This is a genomic window from uncultured Coprobacter sp., assembly GCF_947855755.1.
In the GTDB taxonomy this organism is placed as follows: Bacteria; Bacteroidota; Bacteroidia; order Bacteroidales; family Coprobacteraceae; genus Coprobacter.
Genome location: NZ_CANUAR010000017.1, coordinates 56,947 through 76,578 on the forward strand (window position 1 = coordinate 56,947; position 19,632 = coordinate 76,578).

Sequence of the window (19,632 nt, forward strand, 5' to 3'; positions counted from 1 at the left end):
TTATTTATCTCTTTTTGAACAAATCACCTGATTGTTATATTTCAGATTGATTGTGTCGTATTTGTTCCATCCTACTTTGGAAAGTGCTTGTTCGTATAAACATTGCAGATTCTCGAGTTTTTGTTCAAAGTTATCAATTTTTCCCAAAAGTATCAAGTTATCCCCGATACGAGGAATTAATTCTATTTCGTTGTTTTCCGTAACATATATTTGTTCGATCTGGGCATCCCAGAACGGGTTATTTTTCAGATAGACGGCCATCGGATATAGTTGCGATTTTGCGTAGGAATGGGTGATATATCCTGTTGCTAAAGGCAAATATGCTGTAAACGAAGATGTTGTCGGCATAATATCTCCGTTTTCATCGATGTAATACGATTCAAATCCGCTGATAATCCGCATAATCGGCACACGCTGTTCTATATCTATGCGAATGATCCCCGACGGAGATTTATAACATTCGGCACGGGCTATTAGTTGATTCTTTTTGAGAATCTTTTCCATTTTTTCGGTGTTGATACTGCCTAATGGTTTGCCCGTAGGATCTATGCCTTCATCTTTGATCTGTTTTCTGATTTCCTGAACAGATGTAAAATGGGTATCGGTGCTGTCCAGCAAAGTGATTTCTATGCGCGAACATCTCTGCTCGTCATGTGCTGATGCATAAAAAACAAGGCTGACAATCAAATATGCCGGCAATAATGAAACAAGTATGTATTTAAAAAACTTTTTCATTTAGAATTCATCGTGTCTCGTATTTCAGGGAGCATGCGGTCTATATCTCCGGCTCCCAGTGTGATTAAGACTTCAAAGTTACGTCGTTTTATTGTTTCTAACAACATCTCTTTGTGACAAAGTTCTTTATTTCTGCAAGTTACTTTATCAAAAATTATTTCGGACGTGACACCCGGAATCGGCTCTTCTCGTGCCGGATAAATGTCCAATAAAATCAATTCGTCCGCAAGAGACAGAGCTTCTGCAAATTGGGGGGCGAAATCTCGGGTACGTGTATAGAGATGCGGTTGGAAAATAACGCTGATTTTTTTCTCAGGATAAAGTTCTTTAACAGATGAGATGCTGGCCTTGATCTCATCCGGATGATGAGCATAATCGTCGATCATTACCAAATCATCTCGTTTTATCCAAAAATCGAAGCGTCGTTTTGCCCCTTGGAATGAAGCGACGGCATTTTTTATGTCTGTTGCCGATACGCCGTTCAACCAGGCTATGGCCATTGCCGCAATGCTGTTCTCGATATTTATTTTTACAGGAACACCGAGTTCTATATCTTTGATTATCTCTTTCGGAGTTACGAAATCAAAGATGATTTGTCCGTTCCCGATACGGATGTTTTGAGCATAGAAATCTCCTCCGTCATTCATGGAATAATGATAAACGGTTACTCCGTTTTGTACGTCGGGTCGAACTTTTATCCCCTTTTTTATGATAAGGACTCCTCCCGGTCGTATCAATGTCGTGAAATACCGAAAACTTTCCAGATAGGCATTTTCATTTCCGTATATGTCTAAATGATCAGGATCGGTAGCGGTTATTACCGCCATATACGGACTTAGTTGGTGGAAAGACCGGTCATATTCGTCAGCTTCGATAACTGTCAGGTCACTATGATCGGAAAGAATCAGATTACTGTCGTAGTTTTTCAATATTCCGCCGAGAAAAGCGTTGCATCCTATCGGAGACTGAGCGAATATATGTGCCGCCATACTGGATGTGGTCGTTTTTCCATGTGTTCCGGCAAAACATAACCCTTTACTTGTCCGGGTAATCATTCCGAGCAGCCGGGCGCGTTTTACGATTTCGAAACCGTTTTCTCTGAACCAGATCATTCCGTCATGAGATTCGGGAACAGCCGGTGTATATACGACCAGTGTATTTTCAGGATTTCTGAAATCGGGGGGAATCAACTCCGGGTTTTCGTCGTATACGATTTGCGCACCTTCTTTTATAAGTTCCTTTGTGAGTGGAGACGAGGTCTTGTCATATCCGGCTACAGGATAACCTTTGGCAAGGAAATAGCGAATCAAGGCGCTCATACCGATGCCTCCTGCTCCGATAAAGTATAGTGATTTATAGTTTTCCATTTTTCTTGTTTTTAGTGACCAGTTCAAAAATAATGTCGGCAATGCGTGTCGCAGAATCTCGTTGTGCCATTTTTGAAATGTTGTTGCTCATATTTTTTAATGCCGTTTCATCTTGAACAGTTTTTAATGCGGTGTCGATCAATAGATTCTGGGCGTCGCAGTCCCGTATCATCAGTGCTGCATTCTTTGTCGATAAGGCCTGAGCATTTTTTGTTTGATGATCTTCGGCTACATTTGGAGAAGGAATCAGTATTACGGGTTTCCCTAATAAGCAAAGTTCTGATATAGAACTCGCTCCGGCTCTTGATATTATCAGGTCGGCAGCTTTATAGGCCATATCCATACGAGAGATAAACGGCATTTGTTTTATATTCTCCGGCTTTTTCTCATCCAGAACCTTTTTTGCCTGAGTATCATATCCTTTCCCGCTTTGCCAGATTAATTGTATATCCTGAGGAATTTTTTCTATTCCTGTGGCAATGCTGTTATTGATCGTACGAGCTCCGAGACTGCCTCCGATAACAAGAATTGTTTTTTTCGAGGGATCGAGATTGAAAAAACGAATAGCTTCCTCTCTGCTTATCGTGTCGTTCTGTAATTCCTGTCGCACCGGATTTCCCGTGAGAATGGTCCGGTCTTTAGGAAAAAATCGTTCCATATTTTCGTAGGCCACACATATTGCTTTCGCTTTAGATGCAAGTAATTTGTTGGTAACACCAGCATAAGAATTCTGTTCTTGAATCAATGTCGGAATACCCCTTCGTGCGGCAGCCCATAAGGTAGGACCGCTGGCATATCCTCCTACACCTACGGCAATATCCGGAGAAAATGATTTTACAGTCTTATCTGCTAAACGGACACTTTTGAATAACCGGAATAATACTTTGATATTTTTTAGCAAATGCTTACGATCGAAACCGCTGACCGGAAGTCCTATAATAGGATAACCTGCGGCGGGAACTTTTTCCATTTCCATGCGATTTTCTGCCCCGACGAAAAGAATATCGGCATTCGGGCATTTGTTTTTAATGGCATTCGCAATAGAAATGGCCGGAAAGATGTGTCCTCCGGTTCCTCCGCCGCTGACAAGAACTTTTATTTTTTTGTCCATGATATTCATTATTTACAACATATTGGGATTCGGAGCAGAAATGTCTTCCGGTATTTCTGTTTCTTCTCCTGTCAATTCTTTTTCTTCTTTAATAGCGTCTTGTGTCGCATATCGGCTGATACTTAGCATGATCCCGAAATAGGCACAGGTAATGATCGTCGATGTTCCTCCCCGACTTATCAGAGGAAGAGGCTGACCGGTTACGGGAATGAGTCCCGATGCGACCGACATGTTGACTATGGCTTGAAATACGATCATCATGGCGATACCCATGATCAGGAATGCAGGAAAAGCCCGAGTGCATTTTTTAGCAATCATTCCGGCTCTTATGAGAAGGGACAGATAAAGAGCCATTACTACAACTCCGCCTACAACTCCCATTTCTTCGATGATAATCGCATAGATAAAATCGGAGTAGGCTTGCGGTAGGAAATCGCGTTCTCGGCTGTTTCCGGGAAATGTCCCTATCGCTCCGCCATTGGCTATTGCCATACGAGCATGGTGTACCTGATAATTCTTGTCATTTGTTTTTACTGCGTATTCCGGAACGTCGTTTCCGTGAGAAAAGTTAAGGATACGGGCACGCCAAGTAGGAATACGATCCAATACGGGCGTATTTTCAGGAATGTAGGGACTGATAGAGAACAGTACGATAACGAATCCTGCGAGTACAGCTACTAACTTGAACAGTTTTATCAATTCTACACGTCCGATCAGCATTAAGCAAAAACAGACCAATCCTAATAGTGCCGATGTGGAAAAGTTTTCGGGTAAAATCAACATGCAGAAGATACTGACTATGATGAGTATCGTTTTGAATGTGTCGGGTTGTACACCTCCCGGAACTTGTTTTTTAGCCAAAATGAACGATACGGTGATGACTACCGCCATTTTAGCTAATTCGGATGGCTGTAACGGGATTCCGCAAATTGTCAGCCAACGCTGCGCTCCATTCACTTCTTCTCCGAAGAACATGGCATAAACGAGCAGAATAAACGATAGCGGCAATAATACTACCGGTATCAGTTTGAACCATTTATAGTGAAAATTATGAATAATGATGACTCCGATTGTCCCGCAAAAAAGAATGAGTGTGTGCCTGATTGTGGGTGCTAAATAATCTTGGATCTTGAAGGTCAGTGTACTGGTGGCGCTATACATTTCTACTATTGAAATCATACAGAGCATCAGATATACCCCCCAGATATATTTATCTCCTTTTAGAATCGATTTTACAGTATCCATAACTTTTTATTTAGTTATAAGTTGCGTACACATTCTTTGAATTGTTCTCCTCGATCCTCATAACTTTTGAATAAGTCAAAACTTGCACAGCAGGGAGACAACAACACGGTTTCTCCTTTTTGAGCACAGGCCAAAGCTTTGTCTACGGCTTCTTTCATTGATGAGGCATCTTCTATATGCGGAACTTTCCCTTCGAAAAATGCATGTAGTTTGCTGTTGTCGACACCTAAACAGATGATTGCATTTACCTTTTCTTTTACCAAATCCTCAATTTCGGAATAGTCGTTGCCTTTATCTTTTCCGCCAAGTATCAATATAACTTTGGTACGCATGCTTTCGAGTGCATACCAGCAGGAATTTACGTTTGTCGCTTTCGAATCGTTGATAAATTCTACTCCTCTTACACGGGCGACTTTTTCAAGACGGTGTTCCACCCCTTTAAAATCTTTAAGTCCTTCCCGTATGTCTTCTTTTTTTATATCGAGGACTTTTGCCGAAATACTTGCTGCCATAGAGTTATATAAATTATGCCGTCCTTCTAAAGCTAAATCGTCTTCAGTAATTGTCAGAATATCATTTGGAGCATCGATGATAATTTGGTTATTTTCCGTATAAGCTTTCACCCCTTCTTCTTTTTCTTCTGAGAACGGATAGAGCCGGGCTTTTAGGTTATGAGCTTTTAGTTCTTTGGTTATGATCGGGTCATCATTCCAGTAAATAAATGCGTCGTTTTGGGTTTGATTCTGCGTTATCCTGAATTTGGCATTGATATAGTTTTGCATGTTATATCCGTACCGGTCGAGATGATCGGGAGTAATATTTAGCAAAACTGCGATATCGGCTTTGAATTTATACATATTGTCGAGTTGGAAGCTACTCAGTTCGATTACGTAATAGTCGAAATTTTCTGTTGCTACCTGCAATGCCAGACTTTTGCCTACATTTCCGGCAAGGCCTACATTTAGTCCTGCATTTTTAAGAATGTGATATGTTAATAATGTTGTTGTCGTTTTTCCATTACTTCCGGTGATACAAATCATTTTAGCATGTGTGTATCTTCCTGCGAATTCGATCTCGGAAATTATGGGAATTCCTTTTTTTTGTATTTCTTGAATGATCGGAGCTGTATCGGGTATTCCGGGACTTTTGATTATTTCGTCGGCATTGAGAATTTTTTCGATGCTGTGATGGCCGTCTTCCCATTCTATTTCATATTTATTTAATAACGCCTTGTAAGTCTCTTTGATCAGGGACATGTCCGAGACAAAAACGTCAAATCCTTTTACTTTTGCCAAAACGGCAGCTCCCGCACCGCTCTCTCCGGCTCCTAAAACTACAATTCGTTTATTCATTGATATATTTTTAAATATATGTATTTTACCGCATTTTTAAAGTTACGATGGTAATGACCGCAAGTATAATGCCGATGATCCAAAACCGGACAACGATTTTTGATTCCGGAACCGGACGAAAAGGTTTTTGTATCAATGCTATGATTCCTGCATTTCCCGGTTTTTGGAAATGATGATGTAACGGAGTCATCTTGAATATACGTTTCCCTTCTCCATACTTCCGTTTTGTAAACCGGAAATAGGCGACCTGAATCATTACTGATAATTCTTCTACAAGAAATATTCCACAGAGAATGGGTATTAATAGTTCTTTGTGTATAATAATTGCAAATACTGCTATGATACCGCCTAAAGTGAGGCTTCCCGTATCTCCCATGAAAACTTGGGCGGGATATGCGTTGTACCATAGAAATCCGATTGTCGCTCCGATGAACGCGCTGGCGAAAACTACTAACTCTTCTGTTCCCGGAATATACATGATGTTCAAATAAGAGGCATAAGCAATATGTCCTGATAGGTAAGCGAGAATACCTAATGTGACACCTATGATTGCCGAACTTCCTGTGGCCAGTCCATCAAGTCCGTCTGTCAGATTTGCACCGTTTGAGACTGCCGTCACAATAAAAATAGTTATTAATACGAAAATGATCCATCCGGCAGTTTGTGCATGATCTCCCATAAAAGAAACTAAATCGGCATAATCGAAGTTATTGTTTTTTAGGAATGGAATAGTCGTTTGCGTCGATTTGATATTTTCGGGCATATATCCGACAACTTCTTGATTATTGGCGTCTTTTATGAGCACGTTTTCTCTGATTACGACATTCGGGCTGAGGTAGAGGGTCAGTCCGACGATAAGTCCTAATCCTACCTGACCGATAATTTTGAATTTTCCATGCAAACCCTCTTTATCTTTTTTAAATACCTTGATGTAATCGTCCAGGAATCCGAGTGTCCCTAACCACAATGTCGTGACCAGCATTAATATCATATAGATGTTTTCGAGCTTTCCTACTAACAAGCATGGAATGATAATGGCGATGATAATGATAATGCCTCCCATCGTCGGAGTCCCTTTTTTGCTCATTTGCCCTTCGAGTCCGAGGTCTCGAATGATCTCTCCGATCTGTAAGTATTGTAATTTGTCTATGATTCGTTTGCCTATGATCGTAGAGATGAACAGGGACAGAATCAGCGCCAATCCGGATCGGAAGGAGATATATTTAAACATCCCTGCTCCGGGAAAGTCTAATTGGTCGAGATATTGAAATAAATAGTAAAGCATTGTTTGTCGGATTTCTTATTTTTTTGATTAATTGTATTCTTTAAAAATTTTCTCTACTTCTTCTTTGTCGTTGAAATGGTATTTCACACCTTTAATCTCCTGATAGTCTTCGTGACCTTTTCCTGCAATAAGTATAACATCTCCCGGTTGAGCAAATTGAGTTGCTGTCTTTATCGCTTCTCTTCGGTCGGAGATAGACAGAACCTGACGCAATTGTTGAGGGGAGAGTCCGGCACGCATATCCGAAAGAATATCTTCCGGTTCTTCGAATCGGGGATTATCGGATGTCAAAATTACACGATCACTTATTTTAACAGCTTCTTGTGCCATTATAGGGCGTTTGCCTTTATCCCGGTTACCACCTGCTCCTACGACTGTAATAATCCGGCCTTTTTTACCGACAACCTCACGTATTGATCCGAGTACGTTAGCCAGTGCGTCCGGAGTGTGAGCATAATCGATAATTACCGTATATTTTTCAGGGGAATGAATTGTTTGGAAACGTCCGGCTACGGGTATAAGCATACTGAGTTTTATCAATGCTTTTTCCGGATTTTCTCCTAATAGGCAAGTTGCTCCATATACAGCCAATAAGTTATATGCGTTGAATTTGCCGACAAATTGAACTTCAACTTCTCTTCCGTTTATTTCGAGAGTCGTTCCGTCCAAACGGCTTTCTATGATGCGCCCTTTATAATCGGCCAAAGTTTTTAGCGAGTATGTGTGTTTTGCGGCTTTTGTGTTTTGCAGCATGACCATGCCGGACTTATCGTCCAAGTTGGTAAGAGCGAATGCGTTTTTCGGCAGATGATCGAAAAACGATTTTTTTGCTTTTAAATAAGCCTCTACGGTTTTATGATAGTCGAGATGATCCCTTGTGAGGTTTGTAAAAATTCCGCCGTCGAAATCTAATCCGGCTATACGTTTTTGATCGGCAGAATGAGAACTTACTTCCATAAATGCATATCTGCATCCGGCGTCTACCATTTCCCGTAATAGTTTGTTCAGGGTGATAGGATCGGGTGTCGTATGTGTGGCCGGGACGGCTTTTTCGTCTATATAATTGCAAACGGTCGAGAGCAAGCCTGCTTTTTCTCCGAATAGGCGGAACATCTCGTATAATAATGTTGCAATAGTCGTTTTGCCATTAGTTCCGGTAACTCCGACTAATGTCAATTGTCGGGATGGATTTGCATACCACTCGGAAGCTAATAATCCCAACGCTTCTTTGCTGTCGGATACTTGAATATAAGTTGCTGTCGGGGTTATGTTTTCCGGCATTTCTTCACAGACTATTGCCGTTGCACCTGATTCGATCGCTTTGTCGATAAACTGGTGTCCATCGACCGCAGTGCCTTTTACGGCGACAAAAAGGAAATCTTGTTGTATGTTTCTTGAATCGGAATCTAAACCGGAAATTTCTTTATTTGTATTTCCTGATATTTGTTTAACCGGAATTGTTTGTATCAATGATTCTAATTTCATAATTGTTTCTTTTTTTATCCGATGCTATTTTAATGTCAATGCGATTCTTTGACCTTTAATTAAACGAGTTCCTGCCGGAATTGATTGCCCGACGACTTTCCCTTTTCCGGAAATTGTTACATGGAGTCCTGCTTTTTCCAGCAAATATATGGCATCTCGGGCTCCCATTCCTTTAACAGAGGGAATTGATTCTTCGGGTGTTTTTATTCCGTTTAAAATAATTTTATTTGAATGATTTACCGATTCTACCCATGAACACTCTTTAGCATAATCCTCATATTGAATTTTCAATAAATCGCAGGCAAATGTCAATTTCTGAAAATTTCCGTTTTTGATATATGGATTGAAGGGGTGGAGTGTATCGGGATGCTGTACGACGACAGAAGGGTATAGTCCTTGAGCGTATATTTGTTCTGCAATACTCCGAACTACAGCTCCGGACATAGAACCTCCTGACGGATAACCCTTATGAGGATTGCTTACTAAAACCATACATGTATATCTTGGAGTTCCGTCTGCCGGAAAATATCCGCAGAATGAGACTCTATGCTGTTTCCCGTTCCCCCGGTATCCGGCTGCCCCTTGGGCTATTTGAGCCGTCCCCGTTTTCCCTGCAATTTTTACGTAATCCGATTTTACAGGACCTGCCGTTCCTTTTTGTACGACATCGGTCAGCATTTGTTGTATCTGTTCTAATGTTTTGGGTGTGCAAATTTGAGGGTTGATCGTTTCTGTTTTTTTTGTTTCGATAATAACTCCGTCTTTACTGATTTCTTTAACGAAAATAGGCTTGATCATTTTCCCCCCGTTCGCAATAGCGTTATAGAACATCAGAGTGTATATAGGCGGTATTTGTATCTCATAGCCGAATGTCATCCATGGTAAGGTCGTCTTTGACCATCGGTTCTTATCTTTGACCGGGTGTTTGATTTTTGGTCGTCCTTCGCCGGGAATATTTAGGTTTACGGGTGTGTTCAGTCCCATAGCATATAACCTGTCGACAAAATCTTGCGGACGTTTTTCGAATCCTTTCAAGATGATTTTTGCGATCCCTATATTGGATGAATACCAAATTGTCTGAGCTGCACTGATGTGATGATATCCGCCTTTGTGAGCATTGTGGTCGGTCATGCGAGAACCTGCATACATGAAGATACCGTTTCCGACATCTACAGTATCGTCGGGTTGTATTACGCCGGCATCCAAAGCTACCATCATGGAGACGGTTTTAAATGTCGATCCCGGTTCTACTTCATCTGCGACAGCGTGATTGCGGGTTTCAGCATACGTCCCGTCTGGCATGCGCCCGATATTTGTGATGGCTTTTATCTCTCCGGTAGCGACCTCCATTACGATTGCCGTCCCTGATTCGGCTTCAATTTCCGAAAGTTTTTCTACAAGAGCTTTTTCTGTAATATCTTGAATCTTTATGTCTATTGTCGTACGGATGTTTACTCCATTTATTGGTTCGATATTAGTCATATTTACCCAACGTCCGCGTATCTTTTGTTTCGTTCCGCGACCCGGAGTTCCGCGCAATAAGGAGTCATAAGCAAGTTCTATTCCGTTTTTCCCTCCTTTTTCATATTCTCCGTAAATATCTCCGATTGTACGTGAGGCTAAAGATCCGAAAGGTTTTATTCTCCGGACCATTTGTTTCGTATAGAATCCGCTTTTGTTAGGTCCCATCCTGAAAAATGGAAACTGTTTTATCTCTTTCAAGTCTGTATAAGAAACTCTTTTCCGATAAACGGGATATTGGCGGCTTTTAGAACGATATCCTTTCAGTAAATGAGCTTCGTATCCGGCCGGAGTCCGATCTCCGAGTTTCTCTGAAAGGGCTTTACTTAAAGGCGTGATATATTTCATCAGTGTATCCCGTTTCAGTCCGTCGGCTTTGAAGTCTATGTACAGATAGTATTGAGGAATAGTACTTGCCATTAATCGACCGTCTTCTGCCAGAATATTTCCTCGTTCTGGAAGAATCGTGATATTTTCGATTTTGAGGGAATCGGCTTTTTGCTGCCAGTGTTCTCTGTCTATAAAAGCGGTACGTCCTACCTTATAAAGTATCGCACAGCAGATGAATACGATGAATAAGGTAATGATAATATATCGAAATATGATATTTCCTCTATCGGTTGCCATGATTTTTCTTTACAAGTTTAAACGGGGGCTGCTTTGATTCATGCAGGTCGAGTCCTTTTGATTCTATTAATTTCTCGACTTGCGATTGACGACTGCTTCCCATTAATTTGGAAGACAATGTCAAGGCTTCATAGCGGACATCGACCAATTGCTTTTGTAATTCGCCTATTTGGGTGATTTTTTGCTGACAGGTATATCTGTTGCTGATATAAATGAAAAGTAATATGACAATGACCAGAATGCGTTTCCATTGACGTATGAGGATGTCATTGGAAATGAATCGTCCCAGAAAAATATCTTTTACATGAAGTCCCTGAAAAAGATCTCCGATACGAAATCCTTTTCTGTTTTCTTGAATTTCTTGATTTTTCTCTGTTTGTATATTTTCTTCCATTTGAGTAGATAATTCCTTTTAGAAAATTTATCTGTTAAATTTTTTCCGCGATACGCAATTTTGCACTTCTTGATCTTGGATTGCGTTCTATTTCTGCATCAGAGGGAGCAATCACTTTGTTGTTTATCAATTTGAAAGGAGTATTGATTTTCCCGAAAAAATCTTTTTCAGCTTTTCCTTCGAAATTGCCGGTCTTGAAAAAATTTTTTACCAGTCTGTCTTCAAGAGAATGGTAAGTCAAAATAGCAATACGTCCTCCGGGTTTTAATAACTCGGTTGTTTGTGACAGCATTTTACGGAGACTGTCCATTTCTTGGTTTACCTCGATGCGTAAGGCTTGAAATAGTTGCGCTAACTCTTTTTTTTCTTGTTTCCGGTTTATAAGCGGGTACACTATCTCTAAGAGATTTTCGATATCCGTTATTTTTCCTTCTGTTCTTTTTTGAACAATTGTCGCGGCTATTTTTCGAGCAGTCTTTAATTCTCCGTAGAGATAGAATATGTTCGATAGCTTTTCTTCATCATAATTGTTCAAGATATCAGCGGCAGAAATTCCTCCTCTGTTGTTCATTCGCATATCCAGTTTCCCGCCGAACCGAAAGGAAAAACCTCGCTCGGAATCATCGAAATGATGAAATGAAACACCTAAATCGGCTAATAATCCGTCGATTTTTTCAACATTGTAATAATGCATGAAATTCTTAAGAAAACGGAAATTACTGCGAATAAAAGTAAACCGGTTGTCATGTAAGATATTTTGTTCGGCATCGGCATCTTGGTCAAATCCGTATAGGTGTCCGCTATTATTTAGTTGGCTTAGTATCGCTTTAGAATGTCCTCCTCCTCCGAACGTGACATCGACATATATTCCGTTCGGTCGGATATTCAATCCTTCGATACATTCATTGAGTAATGCAGGTATGTGATATACAGTGCTTTGCATGAGTTTTTGATAGCCGATAAATATGAAATAGTTTTTAGTTGATAAAGGTATGAATAATTATTTATAGGAGCTTTATTTTTTTATCAAAAGTTATCAACAAAATATGGCTTTGTAAGGGATTGTAGGATGGCGAGTTATTGTCGTGTTAAACAATATGCAAAAATTGTTTTTTTTGATGTAAAATCTTCGGAAAAAGAACGGTATTTGATATTGAAAATTTTAAGAGATAAGGAATAAAAATTAAAAAAATAAGAATGAAGCTCAAGGGAGTTAAAGAAATATATGCTATTTTTGTTTCTCTTTTTATGGATGAAATGGAAAAGGAAGAGCCTATACAGATTGATATTGAGAAGGTTATTAAGAAAAAAGCTCCTGAGGTCGGGAAAAAAATTCCCGGATTTGTATATCGTTTCTTAGAAAAAACGATTTGTCAGGAGAAGATGAATTATATTCTGCGGGAATATGCCGATTGCAAAGGTGTTGATTTTGCAGATGCTTTGTTATCGGAGTTGAATGTAAAGGTGAAGTTGGAGGGAGAGGAGAATATTCCTGCTGAAGGTAAATTTACATTTGCATCGAATCATCCTTTGGGAGGATTGGATGGTGTTTCTTTGGTATCTGTGTTCGGGAAAAAATACGATTCTCATATTAAAGTTCAGGTAAACGATTTATTGATGAATGTAGCGCCTTTAGCCCCCGTGTTTTTACCGATAAATAAGCATGGGCGTCAGGCGAAAGATGCTGCCGATGTATTGAAGAGTGCGTATGAATCGGATGATCAAATGTTCGTTTTTCCTGCAGGATTGGTATCCAGACGACAAAATGGTCAAATTTGCGATTTGGAATGGAAAAAAGCTTTTATTTCTAAGACTATTCAGTTTCACCGGGATGTGATTCCTATATATTTCGAGGGATTAAATTCCGGTTTTTTTTATCGGTTTGCTCGTATTCGTAAGAAACTGGGGTTGAAATTTAATATAGAAATGATATATTTGCCGAGTGAAATGTTTAAAAGTAAAAATAAGACATTTATAATACATATCGGTAAGCCTATACCTTGGCAAACTTTTGATAAATCGAAAAGCCTTTTTGAATGGGCTCAGTTTGTGAAAGATAAGGTGTACGAATTAAAAAAATGATAAGAAATTCATCAGTGATATTATGGAAGAAATTATAGCGCCGATAGATAGAGACCTGATCAAAGCCGAACTTACTCCGGAACGCTTTCTTCGTCATACTCGTAAAGGGGGAAATGATATATATATAGTCAACTGTTTTAATGCTCCTCATACAATGAGGGAAATAGGACGGTTGCGGGAGATAGCTTTTCGTCATGCCGGTGGTGGAACGGGAAAGGAGATTGATATGGATAGGTATGATCTGATGGATGAGCCGTGCCAGCAGCTTTTGGTATGGAATCCGGACGCAGAGGAAATATTAGGCGGTTATCGGTTTATATTGGGAGAAAATGTCCGTTATGATGAATCCGGACATCCAATGATCGCAACCTCTCATATGTTCGATTTTTCTCCGAAATTTATTGATGAATATATGCCCAGCACTTTGGAACTGGGAAGATCGTTTGTGACGTTGGAGTATCAATCTACTCGTTCGGGTTCTAAGGGCTTGTTCGCGTTGGACAATCTTTGGGACGGCTTAGGCGCTTTAACGGTGGAATATCCGCAAATCAGATACTTTTTTGGTAAAGTGACGATGTATCCTACTTTCTCTGCAGAGGGACGCAATATGATTCTTTATTTCTTAAATAAGCATTTCCCAGATCCTGATCGTTTAGTGTGGCCAAGAACACCTTTAGAAACTAATATGGATTATGAAAAAATGTCCGGGTTATTTAAAAATAATGATTTTAAAGAAGATTATAAGGTCTTGAATCAATATGTGAGATCTTTGGGATTCAATATTCCTCCTTTGGTAAATGCTTATATGAGTCTATCTCCTACGATGAGGATGTTTGGGACGGCTATTAATGATGAATTCGGAGATGTGGAGGAGTCGGGGATATTGATTGCTGTGGATGAAATTCTGGAGGAGAAAAGAAGTCGGCATATCGAAACGTATGATAAATCAAATATAAAGATAGTATAACCGAAGTTGTATGAAATAGGTCTGTAAAAGGACATCTTATAAAGATGTCCTTTTTGCTTTTATATTTAAAAATGTTTATGGATATATTGTTGGATGTACATACTCATACGATTGCGAGCGGTCATGCGTTCAGTTCTTTGCAGGAGATGGTGAAAAGCGCTGCAGAAAAACGATTGCGGTTATTGGGAATAACAGAGCATACTCCCGGCATTCCGGGAACGTGCGATTTGATTTATTTCAGGAATTTGCACGTAGTTCCTCGGAAAATGTATGGAGTGGAGTTGTTATTAGGTGCGGAAACCAATATCGTTGATTATAAAGGAAATGTGGATTTGCCGGAAGAATATTTTTCTTTTTTGGATATTTGTATCGCAGGGATTCATTCTTTTTGTTATTCTTCCGGAACGGCAGATCAGAATACCGATGCGGTAATCGGAGCTATAAGCAATCCGCATATCGATATCATAAGTCATCCCGGAGATGGAACTGCTCTTTTGAATTTTGAACCGATTGTATTGGCATCTAAAGAATACGGAACATTGCTTGAAATAAACAATAGTTCTTTAAATCCTGTTCGTAATAAAAGTGCCTCTCGTGGAAATAATTTGGAAATTTTGAGGTTGTGTAAAAAGTATGAAGTCCCTGTTATTCTCGGGAGCGATGCCCATATATCATTCGATATAGCCTGTTATGACAGGCTGTATGATTTATTGAGGGAAACCGAGTTTCCGGAAGCATTGGTGATGAATGATAAAGTAGATGAATTTAAAGCTCGGTTGAAACGGGTATAGACTTTTGTATTCTTGCTGTTTTAAGAGCCTGCCTGAATTTTTTCGATGAAAAATATGAAACAAAACCGTATATTTGTAGTTATACATAAAAGTTGTAGACAGATGGTTGCACGGAAAGTTAAGTATTGTCTTGGAGCGGTTTTGGTATCGCTGTTTGTTTTTTCTGCCTGTAATTCACAATCGGGACGTATCGAATCTGTTACTCTTATTCCGGTTTGGCATGGAGATAGCTGTTTATATATAAACGCTGAAGATAAAATGGAGTTTAACGGACTATATCCTTCGGTTTCGCTTTTCCGTGAGGATATTGCTTTGGTACAGACGGCCGGGCGTGGTGCTCGTATCGGGTTTATCGACAATTCCGGAGAATTTGTTCTGCCGGCTGTTTATACACAGGCAACGGTTTTTCGTGAAGGAATGGCTTTTGTCGTTCGTCCGGGAGAAGCACCTTGTGCCATTAATCAAAAGGGAGAGCTGAAATTTACACTTCGGGATGCAGAAAGTGTGGAGACTTATCATGAAGATATGGCACTCTATTCGATCCGTGAAAAAGGGAAACTTCGTTATGGATATGTCGATAAAAAAGGAGAACCGGTAATAGAACCGGTTTTTTCCGGGGCAATGTCTTTTTCTCGGGGTAAAGCCGCAGTTCGGGATGCTAAAGGGAAATGGGGTTTTATAGATAAAGGCGGGGAGGCGGTTATTGAATGCCGTTATGATGAAGCAATGCCTTTTAATGATCGGGGTGTAGCTTTGGTGAGAGAGGACAGATTGTGGGGAGCCATTGATGAGAAGGGTAAATATGTTGTTGACCCTCAGTTTGAGATGATGTGTAGTGATGGAAAATGGTTTCAGGTGAAGTCTGAAGAAAACTTGTGGGGTTGGTGTGACCTTAGCGGGGAAATAGTAATCTCTCCCCGTTTTGAGAAAGCATTCGGCTTTTTTGACGGAGACAGGGCTCCTGTACTCCTTGAGGAGAAATGGGCGTATATCGACAGAAAAGGTATGGTTGTTATTAAACCCCAATTCGATAGGGCTCTCCCTTTTGTGGGTAATTTAGCCGCAGTTTGGGTCGGGGATTATATAGGATTTATAAATAAAGAAGGCCGTTACGAGATAAATCCTCAATATAATGGCTTGAGTCATGACTATGAGGCGAATGCTGTGTGGGGAGAATCTTGTTATGAACGTGTTACTACGGGCAAAAAGTAAAAAACTTTTTGTCTGTAATTACCGGTTTAAAAGATTTGTTTAAATTTATTCGGGTCTGATTTGTGGCTTTTTAGAGAAATCCCGTTCTTCATAAAACGAAATTGCCTCTCTCCATGCATCGGAAATTTCTTTTGCCGAAGATGTTTTCACGTCGAATCCGACCAAGATTGTTTCACAAGTTGCTTTTATCTCTTTTGTCTCGATATTTATGATTCGTTGGGCAACTTTCAGGCTTTTATTTCCGATAGATATTGTGGCGGTCTGCACAGCTATTTTTTCGTGCATGAAGACCGGTAGTAAAAAATTGGCATTGATATTCGCGATGACGAGATCTGCATCATTCCAGTTGATGGGGCTGCGTTTTACGTCTTCAAAATAACGGGCTTTCCCCAAATCATAGAATGTGAAATAAATAGAATTGTTTACATGTCCTAAGGCATCGATGTCGTTGAATCTGAGTTGTACGGGTAACGTATGTTTGAAAATCATGTCTTGCATAGAGTTATCTGAATATTATGTTTGTTATAATTTGACGTCCTACTTGCTTATTTAGTCTGTCCATCAACATATTTCGGCACATACTGAGCTCGCTGCGTAATACGGAAGATGAGAGATGTACATACAGAACACCCCGTTGAATATAAAGTTTGGTCGTATAAGATGCGACTTGTTCGCCCAGTAAAGAATTCCATGCCTTTATGAGGCGGGTTTCATCTAATTTCAAATCGAGATTTTGTTCTTTGAGTACTCGGTCGATGATTTCTCCGATAGATTGAGCATCTTGCTTTTTCATTTTTATTTCTCCTCCTTTAGACTCTCGATATTTCCCTGTATTACCTGATAAAGATGAAAATCATGTCCGGTTTTACGGATAATTTCGTCGAGATATTCACGGTTGGTATCCGTTATGAAAATTTGCCCGAAACGCTCTTCTGAGACTAAAGAAATGATGCGTTCCATTCGTTGGGAGTCTAATTTGTCGAAAATGTCGTCCAATAGTAAAATCGGAGAAGTGAATCCGTTCCGGTTCAGAAAATCGAATTGGGCAAGTTTCAAAGCGATCAGAAAAGTTTTATTCTGACCTTGTGATCCGATTCGTTTCATGGGATACTCACCCAATGTCATTTCCAGTTCATCTTTATGTGAACCTCGAGTGGAATAACCTAAAATGCGATCACGTTCTCTTATTTCTGCCAATTGGGCGAACAATTCTCCATGCTCGTGATGTGACCGATAAGATAATCCGACCGTTTCATTACCATCGGATATATATGTATAAAATTCTTGGAAGACAGGTATGAACGTAGATAAAAACGATCTCCTTTGTTTGAAAATCTCTTCTCCCGTCACAGACATCTGTTCTTCCCATATTTCATATAGAGCGGCATCCTTGACTTCTTGTTTAAGTAAGGCATTTCGTTGGGCTAAAGCTTTGTTATAACGAATAAGCGTATCGAGGTAGTTCTTGTCGAATTGGGAAATTACGAGGTCTAAAAAGCGCCGACGCTCGTCACTTCCTCCCAAAATAAGGTTTGAATCGGATGGAGAGACCATAACCAAAGGGATGAATCCGATGTGGTCGGATAGTCTGCCGTATTCTTTCTTATTCCTTTTGAACTGTTTTTTTTGTCGTTTTTTCATCCCGCAATATACCTCTTCTTCATTTCCGTTATTATCATAATATCCTTGTAACATGAAAAAGTCTTCATCATGGCGGATAATTTGTGAGTCGGCTATATGGGAATAGCTTTTGCAGAACGAAAGATAATAGATCGCATCCAGCAGGTTTGTTTTCCCCATACCGTTATTTCCTAAAAAACAATTGATATTCGGGGAGAACGACAGGTCTGCCTGTGCGATATTCTTGAAATTGATAATGGATAACCGTGATAAGATCATTCGTATATACGTTTGAAATGCAAACGTACATAAACTTTTTTATTTTGGAGGGAATTTGCTGGTTAAAACCCGATAAAAAACAAGATATTAAGGGGGTAGATGTAAAAAAATGAGATGGAAATTTCATTTATAAATATAATTAAATTACTTTTGTCAACCTAAAAACACGTGCTTAAAAATTTATACGCGAAATAAAATTAAAATCATATGTCAAAAGAAAAACTTGAACACGACGAACTTGATAAGGTAAATGAGGTTTTGTCGTCCTCCGAACAATTTGTTGAAAAATATCAGAAGCCTTTGTTGGTTACCGTATTGATCATTATTCTTGTGGTAGCCGGTTTTCTTTCGGTACGGCATTTCTATTTCCAGCCCCGTGAAGTGAAAGCTCAGGCGGCGATGTACAAAGGTGAAATTTATTTCGCTAAGGATTCTTTTGAATTAGCTTTAAAGGGAAATGGCGCTGATTTTGTAGGGTTTGAAGCAATTGCCGATGATTATTCTTCTACGAAAGCGGGAAATTTGGCTGCAGCATATGCCGGTATTTGTTACTATAACTTGGGTAAAGATGCAGAAGCTTTGACGTATTTGAAAAAATTTGATGGAGATGATGTATTTTTGTCTCCGAATATTGAAGCTATGATCGGTAATTGTTATGCCAATATGGATCAATATGATGATGCTATCAAAGCATTTGAAAGGGCTGCAAAAAAGGCAGATAATGAGATGGCTTCACCTGTGTTTTTACAAAAAGCCGCTATCGTAGCGGAAAAAACAGGAGATTATAAAAAGGCTTTAGATTTTTATCAGAAGATTAAAGATAAATATTCTCAGTCTATGATCGGCCGTGATATTGATAAATATATAGAAAGAGCTAAAGCTCAAATAAAATAGATCGAAATCGCATGTTATAAGTGAAAAGCCGCCTTTTTCAGGTGGCTTTTTTTAACAAGTTGAATTATAAATAAAATTTTGAAGATATGGCGACAGCTTATCAGAATTTATCCTCTTATGATCCGGCTACAGTTCCGGATGCAAGTAATATGAGAGTCGCGATCGTTTGTGCTGAATGGAATGCAAATATTACCGAGAAACTCCTTGAAGGGGCGTGTAATACGCTTGAGAAGCATGGTGTAAAAAGCGATAATATATTTGTCGGTCGAGTGCCCGGAACATTTGAGTTGACTTTTGGTGCACAGCGTATGGCTTCTTTTTATCATCCGGATGCCGTAATTGTATTGGGATGTGTTGTGCAAGGTGATACTCCTCATTTTGATTATGTGTGTCAGGGAGTGACGTCCGGTATAACTCATTTAAATGAAGAGTTGGATATTCCTGTGATTTTCGGAGTGTTAACTACCGGAAATATGCAGCAGGCGGTAGATCGTTCCGGAGGAAAATATGGAAATAAAGGAGATGAAGCCGCAATAACTGCAATAAAAATGCATGCTTTTGCTTGCAGATTAAAATAATTTGACTACCTTTGCTCCGCAATTAAGAAAAGGGGCGAATACCAGAGTGGCCAAATGGGGCAGACTGTAAATCTGCTGTCTTACGAC

At 39.7% G+C, this 19,632-nt stretch carries 19 protein-coding genes; 6 read left to right on the top strand and 13 right to left on the bottom strand.

Annotation, left to right across the window (positions count from 1 at the left end; genetic code table 11):
- The 10 genes from Q0093_RS09915 to rsmH are packed head-to-tail and all read right to left on the bottom strand — an operon-like array spanning position 1 to position 12,065.
- Entirely contained in the window at positions 1 to 735 is a 735-nt protein-coding gene (locus tag Q0093_RS09915) for a cell division protein FtsQ/DivIB (RefSeq protein WP_294176429.1), read from the bottom strand.
- Positions 732 to 2,102 (bottom strand): UDP-N-acetylmuramate--L-alanine ligase, encoded by a 1,371-nt coding sequence (gene murC / locus Q0093_RS09920; RefSeq protein WP_297930032.1) that lies wholly within the window; start codon positions 2,100 to 2,102, stop codon positions 732 to 734. The genes Q0093_RS09915 and murC overlap by 4 nt, the downstream gene beginning before the upstream one ends.
- Positions 2,089 to 3,213, bottom strand: a complete 1,125-nt coding sequence (gene murG, locus Q0093_RS09925) for an undecaprenyldiphospho-muramoylpentapeptide beta-N-acetylglucosaminyltransferase (protein WP_297930034.1) — start codon at positions 3,211 to 3,213, stop codon at positions 2,089 to 2,091. Before murG ends, murC begins: the two co-directional genes overlap by 14 nt.
- Positions 3,214 to 3,225: 12 nt before the next feature.
- On the bottom strand, positions 3,226 to 4,458 hold the full coding sequence (locus tag Q0093_RS09930; protein ID WP_009318116.1) for an FtsW/RodA/SpoVE family cell cycle protein: 1,233 nt from the start codon (positions 4,456 to 4,458) through the stop codon (positions 3,226 to 3,228).
- Positions 4,459 to 4,472: 14 nt separating this feature from the next.
- Positions 4,473 to 5,810: a UDP-N-acetylmuramoyl-L-alanine--D-glutamate ligase gene (gene murD / locus Q0093_RS09935; protein ID WP_297930036.1), complete on the bottom strand. Its 1,338-nt coding sequence runs from the start codon at positions 5,808 to 5,810 to the stop codon at positions 4,473 to 4,475.
- 25 nt (positions 5,811 to 5,835) lie between these two features.
- Positions 5,836 to 7,095, bottom strand: a complete 1,260-nt coding sequence (gene mraY / locus Q0093_RS09940) for a phospho-N-acetylmuramoyl-pentapeptide-transferase (RefSeq protein WP_294176418.1) — start codon at positions 7,093 to 7,095, stop codon at positions 5,836 to 5,838.
- Between the two features lie 27 nt (positions 7,096 to 7,122).
- Complete coding sequence (locus Q0093_RS09945; RefSeq protein ID WP_297930039.1) at positions 7,123 to 8,580, bottom strand: UDP-N-acetylmuramoyl-L-alanyl-D-glutamate--2,6-diaminopimelate ligase; 1,458 nt, start codon at positions 8,578 to 8,580, stop codon at positions 7,123 to 7,125.
- A gap of 24 nt (positions 8,581 to 8,604) precedes the next feature.
- Entirely contained in the window at positions 8,605 to 10,728 is a 2,124-nt protein-coding gene (locus Q0093_RS09950; RefSeq protein ID WP_297930041.1) for a penicillin-binding protein, read from the bottom strand.
- On the bottom strand, positions 10,715 to 11,122 hold the full coding sequence (locus Q0093_RS09955; RefSeq protein ID WP_294176412.1) for an FtsL-like putative cell division protein: 408 nt from the start codon (positions 11,120 to 11,122) through the stop codon (positions 10,715 to 10,717). Before Q0093_RS09955 ends, Q0093_RS09950 begins: the two co-directional genes overlap by 14 nt.
- Before the next feature lie 34 nt (positions 11,123 to 11,156).
- Positions 11,157 to 12,065 (bottom strand): 16S rRNA (cytosine(1402)-N(4))-methyltransferase RsmH, encoded by a 909-nt coding sequence (rsmH, locus tag Q0093_RS09960; RefSeq protein WP_297930043.1) that lies wholly within the window; start codon positions 12,063 to 12,065, stop codon positions 11,157 to 11,159.
- 314 nt (positions 12,066 to 12,379) lie between these two features.
- Between rsmH and Q0093_RS09965 the strand changes: the two genes are divergently transcribed.
- The 4 genes from Q0093_RS09965 to Q0093_RS09980 all read left to right on the top strand — a co-directional run bounded on the left by Q0093_RS09965 (position 12,380) and on the right by Q0093_RS09980 (position 16,174).
- Positions 12,380 to 13,204 carry a 1-acyl-sn-glycerol-3-phosphate acyltransferase gene (locus Q0093_RS09965; RefSeq protein WP_294176509.1) on the top strand — a complete coding sequence of 275 codons (825 nt, stop codon included), beginning with the start codon at positions 12,380 to 12,382 and terminating at the stop codon, positions 13,202 to 13,204.
- A gap of 22 nt (positions 13,205 to 13,226) precedes the next feature.
- A complete protein-coding gene (locus Q0093_RS09970; RefSeq protein WP_297930045.1) occupies positions 13,227 to 14,171 on the top strand; it encodes a GNAT family N-acetyltransferase in 945 nt (314 codons plus the stop codon).
- A 77-nt stretch (positions 14,172 to 14,248) separates the two neighbouring features.
- Entirely contained in the window at positions 14,249 to 14,962 is a 714-nt protein-coding gene (locus Q0093_RS09975; RefSeq protein WP_297930047.1) for a phosphatase, read from the top strand.
- Positions 14,963 to 15,064: 102 nt separating this feature from the next.
- Positions 15,065 to 16,174: a WG repeat-containing protein gene (locus Q0093_RS09980; protein WP_169721147.1), complete on the top strand. Its 1,110-nt coding sequence runs from the start codon at positions 15,065 to 15,067 to the stop codon at positions 16,172 to 16,174.
- Positions 16,175 to 16,219: 45 nt separating this feature from the next.
- Here Q0093_RS09980 and Q0093_RS09985 read toward each other — a convergent pair whose 3' ends face one another.
- From Q0093_RS09985 to Q0093_RS09995, 3 genes are read right to left on the bottom strand one after another with little or no spacing between them, the layout of a single operon-like run.
- On the bottom strand, positions 16,220 to 16,672 hold the full coding sequence (locus Q0093_RS09985; RefSeq protein ID WP_022603013.1) for a thioesterase family protein: 453 nt from the start codon (positions 16,670 to 16,672) through the stop codon (positions 16,220 to 16,222).
- 4 nt (positions 16,673 to 16,676) lie between these two features.
- Positions 16,677 to 16,967 (bottom strand): DciA family protein, encoded by a 291-nt coding sequence (locus Q0093_RS09990; RefSeq protein WP_009318104.1) that lies wholly within the window; start codon positions 16,965 to 16,967, stop codon positions 16,677 to 16,679.
- Between the two features lie 2 nt (positions 16,968 to 16,969).
- A complete protein-coding gene (locus Q0093_RS09995) occupies positions 16,970 to 18,073 on the bottom strand; it encodes a DNA replication/repair protein RecF (RefSeq protein WP_297930050.1) in 1,104 nt (367 codons plus the stop codon).
- A gap of 207 nt (positions 18,074 to 18,280) precedes the next feature.
- Here Q0093_RS09995 and Q0093_RS10000 point away from each other — a divergent pair, with 207 nt between their 5' ends.
- Positions 18,281 to 18,967, top strand: a complete 687-nt coding sequence (locus Q0093_RS10000; RefSeq protein ID WP_294176395.1) for a tetratricopeptide repeat protein — start codon at positions 18,281 to 18,283, stop codon at positions 18,965 to 18,967.
- Positions 18,968 to 19,053: 86 nt separating this feature from the next.
- On the top strand, positions 19,054 to 19,545 hold the full coding sequence (gene ribH, locus Q0093_RS10005; protein ID WP_297930052.1) for a 6,7-dimethyl-8-ribityllumazine synthase: 492 nt from the start codon (positions 19,054 to 19,056) through the stop codon (positions 19,543 to 19,545).
- The last annotated feature ends 87 nt before the right edge of the window (positions 19,546 to 19,632 follow it).